Annotated in this window: 13 protein-coding genes and 1 tRNA gene; all 14 read right to left on the minus strand. The window is 44.1% G+C overall.

The genetic code is table 11. The annotated features are described in order from the left end of the window. Nucleotides 1-132 (minus strand): GTP-binding protein (locus ACN0VI_RS14685; RefSeq protein WP_417447308.1); only part of this gene is annotated, 132 nt, incomplete at its 3' end. Between the two features lie 49 nt (nucleotides 133-181). Beyond that, nucleotides 182-2281, minus strand: coding sequence for an elongation factor G (gene fusA / locus ACN0VI_RS14690; protein WP_331890628.1), 2100 nt, complete (start codon nucleotides 2279-2281; stop codon nucleotides 182-184). Nucleotides 2282-2296: 15 nt separating this feature from the next. Beyond that, on the minus strand, nucleotides 2297-2770 hold the full coding sequence (gene rpsG, locus ACN0VI_RS14695) for a 30S ribosomal protein S7 (protein WP_331890627.1): 474 nt from the start codon (nucleotides 2768-2770) through the stop codon (nucleotides 2297-2299). A 314-nt stretch (nucleotides 2771-3084) separates the two neighbouring features. After that, nucleotides 3085-3459, minus strand: a complete 375-nt coding sequence (gene rpsL / locus ACN0VI_RS14700) for a 30S ribosomal protein S12 (protein WP_018625110.1) — start codon at nucleotides 3457-3459, stop codon at nucleotides 3085-3087. Between the two features lie 133 nt (nucleotides 3460-3592). After that, nucleotides 3593-7813 carry a DNA-directed RNA polymerase subunit beta' gene (gene rpoC / locus ACN0VI_RS14705; protein WP_331890626.1) on the minus strand — a complete coding sequence of 1407 codons (4221 nt, stop codon included), beginning with the start codon at nucleotides 7811-7813 and terminating at the stop codon, nucleotides 3593-3595. Between the two features lie 78 nt (nucleotides 7814-7891). Continuing rightward, the gene (gene rpoB / locus ACN0VI_RS14710; protein ID WP_417447307.1) at nucleotides 7892-11959 is read right to left on the minus strand and encodes a DNA-directed RNA polymerase subunit beta; all 4068 of its coding nucleotides are present in this window, start codon (nucleotides 11957-11959) and stop codon (nucleotides 7892-7894) included. 167 nt (nucleotides 11960-12126) lie between these two features. Then, nucleotides 12127-12504 carry a 50S ribosomal protein L7/L12 gene (gene rplL, locus ACN0VI_RS14715; protein ID WP_331890622.1) on the minus strand — a complete coding sequence of 126 codons (378 nt, stop codon included), beginning with the start codon at nucleotides 12502-12504 and terminating at the stop codon, nucleotides 12127-12129. A gap of 78 nt (nucleotides 12505-12582) precedes the next feature. Further along, complete coding sequence (gene rplJ, locus ACN0VI_RS14720) at nucleotides 12583-13110, minus strand: 50S ribosomal protein L10 (RefSeq protein WP_331890623.1); 528 nt, start codon at nucleotides 13108-13110, stop codon at nucleotides 12583-12585. Nucleotides 13111-13362: 252 nt separating this feature from the next. After that, nucleotides 13363-14058: a 50S ribosomal protein L1 gene (gene rplA / locus ACN0VI_RS14725; RefSeq protein ID WP_331890624.1), complete on the minus strand. Its 696-nt coding sequence runs from the start codon at nucleotides 14056-14058 to the stop codon at nucleotides 13363-13365. A gap of 4 nt (nucleotides 14059-14062) precedes the next feature. After that, nucleotides 14063-14491, minus strand: a complete 429-nt coding sequence (gene rplK, locus ACN0VI_RS14730; RefSeq protein ID WP_012800361.1) for a 50S ribosomal protein L11 — start codon at nucleotides 14489-14491, stop codon at nucleotides 14063-14065. A gap of 136 nt (nucleotides 14492-14627) precedes the next feature. After that, entirely contained in the window at nucleotides 14628-15161 is a 534-nt protein-coding gene (nusG, locus tag ACN0VI_RS14735; protein ID WP_012800360.1) for a transcription termination/antitermination protein NusG, read from the minus strand. Nucleotides 15162-15171: 10 nt separating this feature from the next. Further along, nucleotides 15172-15543, minus strand: coding sequence for a preprotein translocase subunit SecE (gene secE / locus ACN0VI_RS14740; protein WP_331890625.1), 372 nt, complete (start codon nucleotides 15541-15543; stop codon nucleotides 15172-15174). A gap of 49 nt (nucleotides 15544-15592) precedes the next feature. Next, nucleotides 15593-15668: transfer RNA gene (locus ACN0VI_RS14745), tRNA-Trp, on the minus strand. A gap of 62 nt (nucleotides 15669-15730) precedes the next feature. Then, nucleotides 15731-15838 (minus strand): hypothetical protein (locus ACN0VI_RS14750; RefSeq protein WP_417447309.1); only part of this gene is annotated, 108 nt, incomplete at its 5' end.

Consider the following 15838-nt stretch of genomic DNA (forward strand, 5'->3'; position numbering starts at 1 on the left):
TGCGGCACCGCCGTATACTTTTGCCAATACAGTACAGATTGCTGCAGTTAGAGTCGTTTTACCGTGGTCAACGTGGCCAATAGTGCCTACGTTAACGTGCGGTTTGTTACGTTCAAATTTTTCTTTAGCCATTTTCAATTCCTCTAATTAAAGTTTGGAACTAATGTTTCAATAATAAAAATTAAGAATTCTTGCTCATAATCGCTTCAGCAATATTTGTTGGAGCTTCTGCATAGTGAGCGAACTCCATGGTAAAGCTAGCACGACCTTGCGACAAACTGCGCACGTCGGTAGCATAACCAAACATTTCTGAAAGCGGTACTTCAGCATCAATTACTTTGCCGGAGGCATTTTCGCCCATACCTTTCACAAGACCACGACGACGGTTAAGGTCACCCATAACATCGCCCATGTACTCTTCAGGTGTTACAACTTCAACCTTCATCATTGGCTCTAGCAATGCTGGGTTAGCAGTATTTGCTGCGTTTTTAACAGCCAGACTACCAGCAATCTTAAACGCCATTTCATTCGAGTCAACATCATGGTAAGAGCCATCATAAAGAGTCGCTTTGACATCAAGTACTGGATACCCAGCCAAGATACCGTTTTCTAGCTGCTCTTCAATACCCTTAGCAACTGCACCAATGTATTCTTTTGGAACAACACCACCAACGATGGCATTCTCAAATACAAAGCCTGTGCCAACTTCTTGCGGTTCAAGTTTAACCCAAACATGACCATACTGACCGCGACCACCTGATTGACGTACGAATTTACCTTCGACTTCAACGGTATTACGAATCGACTCACGGTAAGCAACCTGAGGAGCACCAATGTTAGCTTCAACCTTAAACTCACGCTTCATACGGTCAACGAGAATGTCTAAGTGAAGCTCACCCATACCAGAAATAATGGTTTGGCCTGATTCTTCATCGGTACGAACACGGAATGACGGATCTTCTTGCGCCAATTTACCTAAAGCAATCCCCATTTTCTCTTGGTCAGCTTTAGTTTTAGGCTCAACTGCTACCGAAATTACCGGCTCAGGGAACTCCATACGCTCAAGAATGATCTTATGTTCTAGATCACACAGAGTGTCACCTGTTGTAACATCTTTAAAGCCAACGCCGGCAGCGATATCGCCTGCGCGAACTTCTTTGATTTCTTCACGGCTATTAGCATGCATCTGAACGATACGACCAATACGCTCTTTCTTTTGCTTAACTGAGTTGTAAATGCTGTCACCAGAATTAATAACACCAGAATAAACACGGAAGAAGGTTAAAGTACCAACAAATGGGTCAGTCGCAATTTTAAACGCTAGCGCTGAAAATGGTGCGCTATCATCAGCTTCACGAATTTCAAATTCTTCGCCTTCATCGTCAATAGTACCTTGAATCGCTTTAACTTCTTTTGGCGAAGGCATATATTCAACAATTGCGTCTAATACTGCTTGAACACCTTTGTTCTTAAATGCAGAACCACCGAACACAGGGATGATTTCGTTAGCAAGTGTACGCTTACGAATACCCATCTTTATTTCTTCTTCGGTTAGCTCACCACCTTCTAAATATTTTTCCATCAATTCTTCAGTAGCTTCAGCCGCTGCTTCAATCATTTCCATGCGCAACTCTTCACATTTAGCTTGAAGCTCTGCTGGAACATCCTGGTATTCAAAAGTCATTCCCATGTCTTCTTCATTCCAGATGATGGCTTTCATTTTTACTAGATCGACAACACCGGTCAAGTCATCTTCTGAACCAATGGTTAATTGCATTGGAACAGGATTAGCATTCAATCGATCTTTCAATTGCTGTACAACATTTAAGTAATCAGCACCAGTACGGTCCATTTTATTCACGAATACCATACGTGGAACTTCATACTTATTTGCTTGACGCCATACAGTTTCAGTTTGAGGCTGAACACCTGACGAACCACACAATACAACAACAGCACCATCCAATACACGTAATGAACGCTCTACTTCAATAGTAAAGTCAACGTGTCCAGGGGTGTCAATGATGTTAATACGGTGCTCGTCGAACTGAGCTTGCATACCACGCCAGAAGGTTGTAGTAGCCGCTGAAGTAATAGTAATACCACGCTCTTGCTCCTGCTCCATCCAGTCCATGGTAGCAGCGCCATCGTGCACCTCACCGATCTTATGTGAAAGACCTGTGTAGAAAAGAATACGCTCAGTAGTAGTAGTTTTACCCGCATCTACGTGAGCACAGATACCGACATTACGATATCTCTCAATAGGGGTTTTACGTGCCACAATAAACTCCTTGGATTACCAACGGAAATGTGAGAAAGCTTTGTTAGCTTCAGCCATGCGGTGAACATCTTCACGCTTCTTAACAGCTGAACCACGGCCTTCCAATGCATCAAGTACTTCGCCAGCTAAACGCTCACGCATTGATTTTTCACTACGCTTACGAGCAGCTTCAGTTAACCAACGCATAGCCAATGCTGTTTGACGTGCAGGGCGCACTTCAACTGGTACTTGATAAGTAGAACCACCAACACGGCGAGACTTAACTTCCACCATAGGGCGAATGTTTTCCAAGCCTTTCTCAAATAATTCTAATGATTCTTCGCCTGATTTTTTCTCAGTGATAATGTCCAAAGCACCATAAACGATTTTCTCTGCAGTAGATTTCTTACCATCTTGCATCAAAACGTTAATGAACTTCGCTAACAATTCACTTCCGAACTTAGGATCAGGAAGGATTTCGCGTTTCGCGACAACACGTCTTCTTGGCATGTTAAATTTTCCTCATGCATGTGTAACTTCAGGATAATCCAGAATAAGCAGTTACGTTTCTTATCTGGCCTTACTCACATAGTGAAATAGCCGACCGGACGGTCAGCTACTAGACTATTCTCAAATTGTATGGCTTCAATATGTAAAGATATTAAAGCCAATCACTAGCTTCTAAGTTGAAAAGCTAGCATTTAATTCTTCGAAGAAGTCTTAGTGCGAGGCATTTAAATCATTTTTAGGTTATTTGGTTATGTACCAGTAAACCGAAAAATAATTCTTAATAACGCCGCAAGAAGGCTTTTACGTGAATTAAATTAACCTTTTGGTCGTTTAGCACCGTACTTAGAACGGCCCTGCTTACGATCCTTAACACCTGCAAGGTCAAGCGTACCGCGAACACAGTGATAACGTACACCTGGCAAATCTTTTACACGACCGCCACGGATAAGTACAACGCTGTGCTCTTGTAGGTTGTGGCCTTCACCGCCGATGTATGAAGAAACTTCATAACCGTTAGTTAAGCGTACACGAGCTACTTTACGCAAAGCCGAGTTTGGCTTTTTAGGCGTAGTGGTGTAAACACGAGTACAAACGCCACGACGTTGCGGACAAGCTTCCAATGCAGGAACGTTTGTCTTTTTTACCTGCTTCTTGCGAGGTTTTCTTACTAGCTGATTAATTGTAGCCATTTAATAAAATCTCTATATCTAGTTCACGCCAAACTTGCGCGCCGATAACTCTAGGGCGCGCTATTCTAAAGAGGTCATGATTTAAAGTCAAGCTTGGCTAAAGTTTGATCATTTAGCCAAGCGAATCTCTTGATCAGTCCTCACCCTCGTTAATTGAGCTAAGCTCATCAGACAATGCCTGTTCTACTTCGTCTGCTGTTAGCCCTAAGTCTTCAGTCACTGTCTCTGCACGTTTGCGACGACGTTCCGCATGGTAAGTTAAACCTGTACCCGCTGGAATCAGACGACCGACAATAACGTTCTCTTTCAGACCACGCAAATCATCAGTCTTACCGTTGACAGCCGCTTCAGTAAGTACTCGCGTAGTTTCCTGGAAGGAAGCCGCAGAAATAAAGGACTCAGTGGCCAATGAAGCTTTCGTAATACCCATTAATATACGTTCAAACTGTACCGGGTCTTTACCAGCTTCAATAAGCTTGTCATTTTCTTCAAGCACTCGAACCACTTCCATCTGATCACCTTTCAGAAGTAGCGAGTCACCCGGATCAGTGACAATACACTTACGCAACATCTGGCGGATAATCACTTCACAGTGCTTATCGTTAATGCCAACACCTTGCAGACGATAAACTTCTTGCACCTCGTTAACAATGTAGCGTGCAAGTTCAGTAATTCCTTTCAGGCGTAAGATATCGTGTGGGTTATCTGCACCGTCAGATACCACCTCACCTTTCTCAACTTTTTCACCTTCGAAAACGTTGAGCTGGCGCCATTTAGGAATTAGCTCTTCATAGGTATCGCCACCGTCTTGGGGAGTTATGACTAAGCGACGCTTACCTTTTGTTTCTTTACCAAAGGTCACAGTACCTGAAATCTCTGCCAAGATAGCAGGTTCTTTCGGTTTGCGAGCTTCGAATAAGTCGGCCACACGTGGCAGACCACCGGTAATATCTTTTGTTTTTGAACTCTCTTGAGGAATACGAGCAATAGCATCACCGATATTTACCTCTGAGCCATCTTCCAGGCTGACGATTGCGTTAGTTGGTAAGAAGTATACCGCTGGCATCTCTGTGCCTGGGATATAAAGATCTTTACCTTTCTTATCAAGCAACTTAATCGCAGGCTTAACATCTGAGCTTTTGCTACCGCTACGCTGCTTGTTCTCAGTAATAACGATTGAGCTCAAGCCGGTTAGTTCATCAGTCTGGCGTTCAATGTTAACGCCTTCGATCATATCGACGAATTCAATTTTACCGTCTAGCTCAGCAATAATTGGGTGAGTGTGTGGATCCCAGTTAGCAACGATGTCGCCACCTTTTGCCTTCTCACCTTCTTTAGTACTTAGAACCGAACCGTAAGGAACTTTATAGCGCTCACGTTCACGACCATATTCATCAATAACGTTCAATTCAGCTGAACGCGAAACGATAACGAGCTTGCCATCTTGACGCTCAACTGTCTTAGCGTTTTTAAGACGAATCTGGCCATCGTTTTTGATTTGTACGTTGTTGTCTGCTGATGCACGAGATGCCGCACCACCAATGTGGAACGTACGCATCGTTAACTGAGTACCTGGCTCACCAATCGATTGAGCAGCAATAACCCCAACCGCTTCACCTTGATTGATGATATGACCACGAGCCAAGTCGCGACCATAACAGGCAGCACAAACACCGGTACGAGTTGAACAGGTGATAACAGAACGAACTTTAACCTGGTCTACAGAGTTTTGCTCTAGAATCTCCACCCACTTCTCGTCGAGTAACGTGCCCGCTTCTGCTAGCAGATCATCAGTGCCTGGAACATAAATATGCTCAGCAATAACACGACCTAATACACGCTCGCGCAATGGCTCAACAACATCACCACCTTCAATCAGCGGAGACATGTAGATACCTTCTTCGGTACCACAGTCATGCTCAGTGATAACCATATCTTGAGCAACATCAACCAAACGACGAGTCAGATAACCGGAGTTAGCTGTTTTCAATGCCGTATCGGCCAAACCTTTACGAGCACCGTGCGTCGAAATAAAGTACTGAGATACATCCAGACCTTCGCGGAAGTTTGCCGTAATCGGCATCTCAATAATCGAGCCATCCGGTTTTGCCATCAGACCACGCATACCAGCCAGCTGACGAATCTGGGCGGCACTACCACGAGCACCTGAGTCGGCCATCATAAAGATAGAGTTGAAAGATGGTTGACGAACAGTATTGCCTTCTTTATCAACAACTTCTTCTGTGCCGATGAAATCCATCATCGCTTTTGCAACTTTTTCGTTGGTATGAGACCAGATATCAACAACCTTGTTATATCGCTCGCCTTGAGTTACCAGACCAGAGTTAAACTGTTCTTGAATCTCGGCAACTTCTTTTTCAGCTGCTTCAATGATTCCTGCTTTAGCATCCGGGATTGCCATATCTTCGATACCAACCGAAGCACCTGAGCGTGTCGCATAGCTAAAGCCGGTATACATCAATTGGTCAGCAAAGATTACCGTAGCTTTCAAGCCACACTCGCGATAACAAGTATTCACTAGTTTGGAAATCGCTTTCTTGGTCATTGCCTTGTTGACTAGTTCGAAACTAATACCGTCAGGAACAATACCCCATAAAAGCGAACGACCCACCGTAGTTTCAGCAAGTTCGATGCGAGCAGTTTTGTTACCCTCTTCATCGATATCTACCATTGGCAAGCGAACTTTAACTTTTGCGTGCAAGTCAACAATGCTATTAGCGTAAGCACGCTGAACTTCGTCTGCATCGGCAAAGATCATGCCTTCGCCTTTTGCATTAACACGATCACGCGTTAAGTAGTAAAGACCAAGTACCACGTCCTGCGTAGGAACGATAATCGGCTCACCATTCGCAGGTGATAAAATATTATTAGTCGACATCATCAAAGCACGAGCTTCAAGCTGAGCTTCAATCGTCAATGGAACGTGTACCGCCATTTGGTCACCGTCAAAGTCGGCGTTGTATGCCACACAGACTAGAGGGTGTAATTGAATAGCTTTACCTTCAATCAATACAGGTTCAAATGCTTGAATACCTAAACGGTGAAGTGTTGGAGCACGGTTCAGCAGTACTGGGTGCTCACGAATGACTTCTTCTAAGATATCCCAAACTACCGGTTCTTCACGCTCAACCATTTTCTTGGCAGCTTTAATTGTTGTCGCTAGACCACGTAATTCAAGCTTGCTGTAGATAAATGGTTTAAACAACTCAAGTGCCATCTTCTTAGGCAGACCACATTGGTGTAATTTCAATGTTGGACCAACTACGATTACAGAACGACCAGAGTAATCAACACGCTTACCCAATAGATTCTGACGGAAACGACCTTGCTTACCCTTGATCATGTCAGCAAGTGATTTCAAAGGACGCTTATTAGAGCCCGTGATGGCACGGCCACGACGACCGTTATCTAACAAGGCATCAACTGATTCTTGCAACATACGCTTTTCGTTGCGGACAATAATGTCTGGAGCATTAAGATCCAACAAACGACGTAAACGGTTGTTACGGTTAATCACCCGACGATATAAATCATTCAAATCAGACGTTGCGAAACGACCGCCATCCAATGGAACCAATGGACGCAAATCTGGTGGCAGAACTGGCAACACCGTCATGATCATCCATTGAGGGTCATTACCTGAATCCAGGAATGCCTCTAGAAGCTTTAAGCGTTTGCTTAGCTTCTTCAATTTGGTTTCAGAGTTAGTCGAAGGAATTTCTTCCTCGCGAATACGCTGAGCTTCTTCTTTCAGGTCAATAAGATCAAGTAGTGCACTGATTGCTTCAGCACCCATCTTAGCTTCAAAGTCATCACCGAATTCTTCTAAAGCATCCAGGTAACCTTCTTCGCTTAATAACTGACCCGCTTCTAAAGTTGTCATACCAGGCTCTGTTACTACGAAAGCTTCGAAGTAAAGAATTCGCTCGATATCACGTAACGTCATATCCAACAACATACCAATACGACTTGGCAGTGATTTCAAGAACCAGATATGAGCAACAGGACAAGCCAGGTCAATGTGACCCATGCGCTCACGACGAACCTTCGTCAAAGTAACTTCCACACCACACTTTTCACAGATAATGCCGCGGTGTTTCAGGCGCTTGTATTTTCCACACAAACATTCGTAATCTTTTACTGGGCCAAAAATTTTGGCACAAAATAAACCGTCACGTTCCGGTTTAAAGGTACGATAGTTAATTGTCTCTGGCTTTTTAACTTCGCCAAACGACCAAGAGCGGATCTGGTCCGGTGATGCCAAGCCAATACGGATCGCATCAAACTCTTCGGACTGGTTCTGCTGCTTAATAAAATTTAATAAGTCTTTCACAATCGCTCTCCTAATGGAGTTAAAACCTTTACCCTAATGGCCCCACAAGTCGTGTGGAGCCGATGGAGTCACCAGTGCTTAATCTTCGTGCTCAAGCTCAATGTTAATCGCTAATGAGCGGATTTCCTTAGTCAATACGTTGAATGACTCTGGCATACCCGGCTCCATGCGATGGTCACCATCCACAATGTTTTTATACATGCGGGTACGACCATTCACATCATCCGATTTAACTGTGAGCATCTCTTGCAAGGTATAAGCAGCACCATAAGCTTCCAGTGCCCACACCTCCATCTCACCGAAACGCTGACCACCGAATTGCGCTTTACCACCTAGTGGTTGCTGAGTAACCAAGCTGTACGAACCGGTAGAACGGGCGTGCATCTTGTCATCAACCAAGTGATTCAGTTTCAGCATATACATGTAACCAACGGTCACCGGACGCTCGAAGCGATCACCAGTACGTCCATCATACAACCAGGTTTGCCCTGATTTTGGCAATTCAGCCAGGTCAAACATTGCATGAATGTCTTCTTCCGTTGCACCATCGAATACCGGTGTACCCATTGGTACGCCAGAACGAAGATTACCGGCCATTGTCATTACTTCATCATCTGTCATTTCTGACAAATCAACGGTCTTATCATCGCGATGGTTGTAAACTTTATTCAAGAATGTGCGAACTGTTTTAGGTGCTTTGCCGGTATCCAGCAATTCACCAATTTTAGTACCCACACCTTTTGCGGCCCAACCCAAGTGTGTTTCAAGAATCTGACCGATGTTCATACGTGAAGGTACACCCAGCGGGTTCAATACGATATCCACCGGCTCACCATTTTCGTCATATGGCATATCTTCAATCGGAACAATGGTTGAAATAACACCTTTGTTACCGTGACGACCCGCCATTTTGTCACCTGGCTGGATACGACGCTTAACAGCCAAGTAAACTTTAACGATTTTCTGAACACCAGGAGCCAAATCATCACCTTGAGTGATTTTAAGCTTCTGAACTTCAAACTTCTTATCGTACTCTTTACGTTGCTCTGCAAGGTAGTTAGCCAGGCTTTCAAGCGCTTGCTGCTTTTCTTCTACACGCAACTGAATTTCCAAGTACTGTGAAGGCTCAAGACTATCTAAGTAGTCTGCAGTAATTTTGCTTCCCTTCTTAAATTTGTTTGGACCTTTCTCACCAACGCAACCCATAACAAGGTTACGTGCACGCTGATAAATACTGTCAGCCAAGATACGGAACTCATCATTTAAGTCCTTCTTGGCGCTAGCAACTTCAGCATTCTCGATTTCTTTGGCGCGAGCATCTTTTTCAACGCCGTCACGGGTAAAGACTTGAACGTCAATCACCGTTCCGTGAGTTGAAGTACCTACGCGCAAAGAGGTATCTTTCACGTCTGAAGCTTTCTCACCAAAAATGGCTCTCAATAACTTCTCTTCTGGAGTTAGTTGAGTTTCACCTTTTGGTGTTACTTTACCAACTAGAATATCTCCTGGCTTTACTTCAGCACCGATGTAAACGATTCCTGACTCATCCAGTTTGCTTAGTGCGCTTTCGCCGACGTTTGGAATATCAGCGGTGATTTCTTCAGGTCCCAACTTGGTATCACGAGAGATACAGGTTAATTCCTGAATATGGATACTAGTGAAGCGGTCTTCCTGTACCACATTCTCAGAAATAAGGATCGAATCCTCAAAGTTGTAACCGTTCCAAGGCATGAATGCTACGCGCATGTTCTGGCCAAGTGCCAACTCACCTAAGTCGGTGGATGGGCCATCAGCTAATACATCACCACGTGCAACGATGTCACCTTGCTTAACGATTGGACGCTGATTGATACAGGTATTTTGGTTTGAGCGCGTGTACTTAGTGAAGTTGTAAATATCAACACCTGAGTCGTTATCACCCACTTCATCTTCATTCACACGAATCACTACTCGGCTAGCGTCTACTTGATCAACAACACCGCCGCGTTTGGCCGCCACTACAACACCAGAATCGACAGCTACTGTTCTTTCCATGCCGGTACCAACGAGTGGTTTTTCAGCACGCAAAGTTGGAACTGCCTGACGCTGCATGTTTGAACCCATCAATGCACGGTTCGCATCATCGTGTTCAAGGAATGGAATCATACTCGCCGCAACCGATACGATCTGCTGTGGCGAAACGTCCATATACTGAACCTGATCTGGCGTGGCCAACATAAATTCGCCCTGGAATCTAGAAGGTACCAAGTCATCTGAGAAGGTACCGTTCTTGTCCAAATTGGCGTTCGCCTGTGCAATGACAAATTTACCTTCATCAATCGCAGACAAATAATCCACTTCCGCAGTCGGCTTACCATCTGCTACACGGCGATATGGTGTTTCAAGGAAACCATACTGATTGGTTCTGGCATAACATGCCAAAGAGTTAATCAAACCAATGTTTGGGCCTTCAGGAGTTTCAATCGGACACACACGGCCATAGTGCGTTGGGTGTACGTCACGAACCTCAAAGCCTGCGCGTTCACGCGTCAAACCACCAGGGCCTAATGCTGAAACACGACGTTTGTGAGTGATTTCAGATAATGGATTGTTTTGATCCATGAACTGAGATAACTGACTTGAACCAAAGAATTCTTTAACGGCTGCAGAAACAGGTTTTGCATTGATAAGGTCTTGAGGCATCAAGTTTTCACTTTCTGCTTGAGATAAACGCTCTTTAACAGCACGCTCAACACGGACCAAACCAACACGGAATTGGTTTTCTGCCATCTCACCAACACAACGAATACGACGGTTACCCAAGTGGTCAATATCATCCACCGTTCCGCTACCGTTACGAATATCGATCAATGTTTTGATGACATCAATGATGTCTTGGTTGGATAGTGTACCTTCACCTTCAATCTCATCACGACCTACACGACGGTTGAACTTCATACGTCCAACACGTGATAAATCATAACGCTCAAGGTTGAAGAATAGATTTTCAAATAACGCTTCAGCAGCATCTTGCGTTGGCGGTTCGCCTGGACGCATCATGCGATAGATTTCAACTTTCGCCTCAAGCGGAGTGCGAGTTGAATCAATGCGCAATGTGTCTGACATGTAAGGGCCATGATCAAGATCGTTGGTGTACAGTGTCGGAACCTCTGTTACACCAGACTCAATCATCTTTTCTAAGATTTCTTCAGTAATCTCAGCGTTTGCTTCAGCAATAATCTCGCCTGACTCTTTATCGATAATGTCAGTAGCTAATGCACGGCCATAGATGTACTCAGTTGGAACATCAAGCTTCTTAACACCGGCTTTTTCAAGTTGTGCAATATGTCGAGGAGTAATACGACGACCTTCCTCAACAACAACTTTACCCTTGGCTTTCATTTCAAAAGTAGCCGTTTCACCACGCAAACGTGAAGGGATAAGCTCAAGCTGAATCTCACCTTTTTTGGTGATGTAGAAATTATTTCGCTCGAAGAACATGTCAAGCATGTCCTGGGTGTTGTAACCCAAAGAACGAAGAATAATCGAAGCAGGCAATTTACGGCGACGGTCGATTCGCACATAAAGCATATCTTTTGGATCAAACTCGAAATCCAACCATGAGCCACGGTAAGGAATAACGCGAGCTTGATAGAGTAGTTTACCTGAGCTGTGTGTTTTACCTCGATCTGAATCAAAGAACACGCCAGGACTACGGTGTAACTGAGACACGATAACACGCTCAGTACCGTTGATTACGAAGGTACCGTTTTCTGTCATTAACGGTAGTTCGCCCATGAATACTTCTTGTTCGCGAATATCTTTTACTTTTTTGGTCTTAGAATCTTTATCATAAATGACCAAGCGAATTTTAACGCGAAGTGGCGCAGCATAAGTTATGCCACGAATTTGACATTCTTTAACATTAAATACAGGTTCGCCCAATGAATATCCAACGTATTCTAATGCTGCGTTACCTGAATAACTTTCAATTGCGAAAATAGACTTGAACGCTGAGTCCAAACCTGAATCTTCATCGCCTCTTGGCTCAAGAAATTCACGGTATGAATCTTTTTGGATTGCCAAAAGATAAGGCACATCGAGAATATTGGAACGTCGACCAAAATCCTTACGGATTCGCTTTTTCTCAGTGTATGAATATGCCATGCGGGTTCCTCGGCTAGCTAGCTTTTAACCAGTGATATATTGCGTAGAAATTTCTACTAAGTGTGGCTCTTAACCACTTGCCGCTAAAACGGCAAAAAGGCCGGTGACGAAGTCACCAGCCATTTTGGACTGTTTGCTGTCGAAACTGACACCAAGTAATAGACTTATTACTTGACTTCAACTTCTGCGCCAGCTTCTTCCAATTGCTTCTTGATGTCTTCTGCTTCAGCTTTCTCAACACCTTCTTTAACAGCAACAGGAGCACCTTCAACCATGTCTTTAGCTTCTTTCAAGCCAAGACCAGTGATAGTACGGATAGCTTTAATTACAGCTACTTTGTTACCGCCAAAGCTTTTCATTACAACGTCAAACTCAGTTTGCTCTGCAGCTGCACCAGCGTCACCGCCAGCAGCTGGGCCAGCTACTGCAACAGCAGCTGCAGCAGAAACACCGAATTTTTCTTCCATTGCTTCAACAAGTTCAACAACTTCCATTACGCTCATTTCAGCAATAGCGTTCAAGATATCATCTTTAGATAGAGCCATTTCTAGTCTCCTGGGTATTTAAATTTAAAATTAACAAAATGTTAAAACTACGGTTAAACAGATCTCGAACTAGGAGTCTTAAGCCGCTTGTTTTTGATCGCGAACAGCAGCAACCACACGAGTAACCTTGGTCGGTACTTCTTTGAAAGTACGAGCAAGTTTAGTGATAGGTGCGTTCATAACCATCATCAATGTAGCAAGTGCTTCGTCTCTTGTTGGCAAGGCAGCCACAGCGTCAAGACGCTCAGGACCATGTAACTCACCACCAATAGCAATACCTGTTACTTCAAGCTGTTTGTTCTCTTTTGCGAAGTCTTTAAAAAGACGCGCCGCTGCACCAGGTGCATCGATAGAGAACGCATAAACTAAAGGACCAGTTAATGCATCTTGCATACAAGCGAACTCAGTGTCTTCAACAGCACGACGAGCTAACGTGTTACGAATAACACGCACATAAACGTTGCTTTCGCGTGCTTTCACACGAAGCGCAGTCATTTGCTCTACTGTTAAACCGCGGTACTCAGCTACTACGGCTGAAAGGGCATCTTTTGCTACTGTATTAATCTCAGTAACAATTGCCTTTTTGCCTTCAAGTCTAAGTGCCACTAGTTCACCTCCAGTTTATCGAACCTTTGCTTTCGCTCCGGCCGAGTTTTACGTTTGATAAGGCAAGCCTTATCCTTTGAGTTACGGTGAACGATTCCACTTTAAAAGTTTCATCAAGGTCTCACCGTCTGCGTAGGCAATCATTAAACCAGTTGGTCGTAATCAATATCGATAAGCGATTCACCAGTACCTACGGTCTTTGACGGTTCCCTGAATTGCTTTCACACCCCAGGAAACCCAAAGCCCTTATAATCAGTCTTTAAGCGATAAGCTTGACTGATCGATTGCTAAACCAGGACCCATAGTTGAAGAAAGAGAAATCTTCTTCATATAGGTGCCTTTTGATGAAGCTGGCTTAGCTTTCTTCAATGCGATTAGTAAACTGGTTAAGTTTTCTAGAAGCGCATTGGCATCAAATGTTGCTTTACCAATTGCGGCGTGAACGATACCGTTTTTATCTGCACGGTATTGAACCTGACCAGCTTTGGCATTTTTAACTGCAGTTGCGACGTCAGCAGTAACCGTACCCACTTTTGGGTTTGGCATTAAGCCACGAGGGCCTAAGATCTGACCTAATTGACCAACCACACGCATTGCGTCTGGGCTAGCAATTACAACGTCAAAGTTTAAGTTACCTTTTTTAACTTCTTCAGCTAAATCTTCCATACCTGCGATATCAGCACCCGCAGCTTTTGCTTCGTCTACATTATTTGTAAACACAGCAACGCGGACGTCTTTACCTGTACCATTTGGAAGAACGGTAGCGCCACGAACAACCTGATCAGATTTACGTGGATCGATACCAAGGTTGATAGCAACTTCAAGACTCTCGTCGAACTTGACAGTAGAAACTTCTTTTAACAACTGAATAGCTTCTTCAGCTGAAAAGATTGTGCGACCAGCAACTTTTTCGTTGATAGCGCGAATACGTTTTGAAATTTTAGCCATTATCTTAACCCTCTACGTCGACGCCCATTGAGCGTGCTGTGCCAGCGATTGTCTTAACGGCTGCATCCATATCCGCAGCAGTTAAATCAGGCTCTTTAGTTGTAGCGATTTCTTCCAACTGAGCGCGAGTAATTTTACCCACCTTCTTAGTGTTAGGAGTTGCACTACCAGACTTAAGGCCTAATGCTTTTTTGATTAGAACAGACGCTGGAGGAGTTTTGGTAATGAATGTAAAGCTACGATCATTGTAAACAGTGATTACCACTGGAGTAGGAAGACCTTTTTCCAGTTTTTCTGTTTGCGCGTTAAAAGCTTTACAGAATTCCATGATGTTCACACCATGCTGACCCAAAGCTGGACCAACTGGTGGACTAGGATTAGCCATACCGGCTGCTACTTGTAGCTTAATATAAGCTTCGACTTTCTTAGCCATGTTTCACCTCTATGTGGGTTCAAGCGCTAGCTTTAACTAGCTCCCCGGTTTAACAAAAATATCTTTTTTACAAAGACAATAAAGCGCTCCCCGTGTTGGTTTCCCAAACAGAGATACGCTGAATTCGTTTTGCTGCCTAGCCTTTTTCGACTTGGCTAAACTCCAATTCTACAGGAGTTGAGCGTCCAAAGATAGAGACAGACACTTGTAAACGGCTTTTCTCGTAGTTTACTGACTCTACAACACCGTTAAAGTCCGCGAACGGACCATCAGTAACACGTACCATTTCGCCAGGTTCAAACAATACTTTTGGCTTTGGCTTATCGCCACTATCTTCGATACGATTCAAGATCGCATTGGCTTCTTTCTCGCTGATTGGAGCCGGACGGTCTGATGTACCGCCGATAAAGCCCATAACGCGCGGAGTATTACGAACTACCTGCCATGATTCTTCGTCCATATCCATCTGAACTAAGACATACCCCGGGAAAAACTTGCGCTCACTACGTCGCTTTTGTCCAGCCCTCATTTCCACCACTTCTTCAGTAGGAACAAGAACTTCGCCAAACTTGTCTTCCAAACCCGCTAACTGGATACGCTCTTCCAGCATGGTTTTTACTTTGTTTTCATAGCCTGAAAAGGCTTGTACAACGTACCAACGTAGTGCCATGCAAGAACTCCTAGCCGATGATCGGACTAATTAAGAAGCTATTTATAAGCCAATCAATCAAGGCTAAAAACAAACCGAGAATGATAACCATAATAATTACCATGATAGTTGTCTTTACCGTCTCGTTTGAGGTTGGCCAAATAACTTTGCGCAGTTCAGTGCGCGCTTCACGAGCAAACTTCCAAAATGCCTGACCTTTTGCAGTTGCCATTGCTGCAACTATTGCCAGAATTACTGACACTAGAACTACGGCTGTGCGAATTAAAATTGACTCTTCAGACAAATAATTGAAGCCATAAACCCCTGCTGCGATTAACGCGAAAGCAAAGAACCACTTCAAACCGTCTAATTTAGAACCTGTATTTGTCGCCTGTGCGCTCATGAAATAAACCTTTATTATCAGCCACTTAACTTCATTTTTACAGAGAAAGTGGCAGGCCAGGAGGGACTCGAACCCCCAACTTTCGGTTTTGGAGACCGACGCTCTACCAATTGAACTACTGGCCTAAAACTGATTGTCAAAAATTAAGGCAGGGAATTATACCCTGCCTTATTTGAATTGCAATTGATTATTCAAGAATTTTAGCAACAACACCAGCGCCTACTGTACGACCGCCTTCACGGATCGCAAAGCGCAAACCTTCGTCCATCGCAATCGGTGCGATCAACTCTACGTT

Origin of the sequence: Kangiella sp., from assembly GCF_048265365.1 — a bacterium.
Taxonomy (GTDB): domain Bacteria; phylum Pseudomonadota; class Gammaproteobacteria; order Enterobacterales; family Kangiellaceae; genus Kangiella.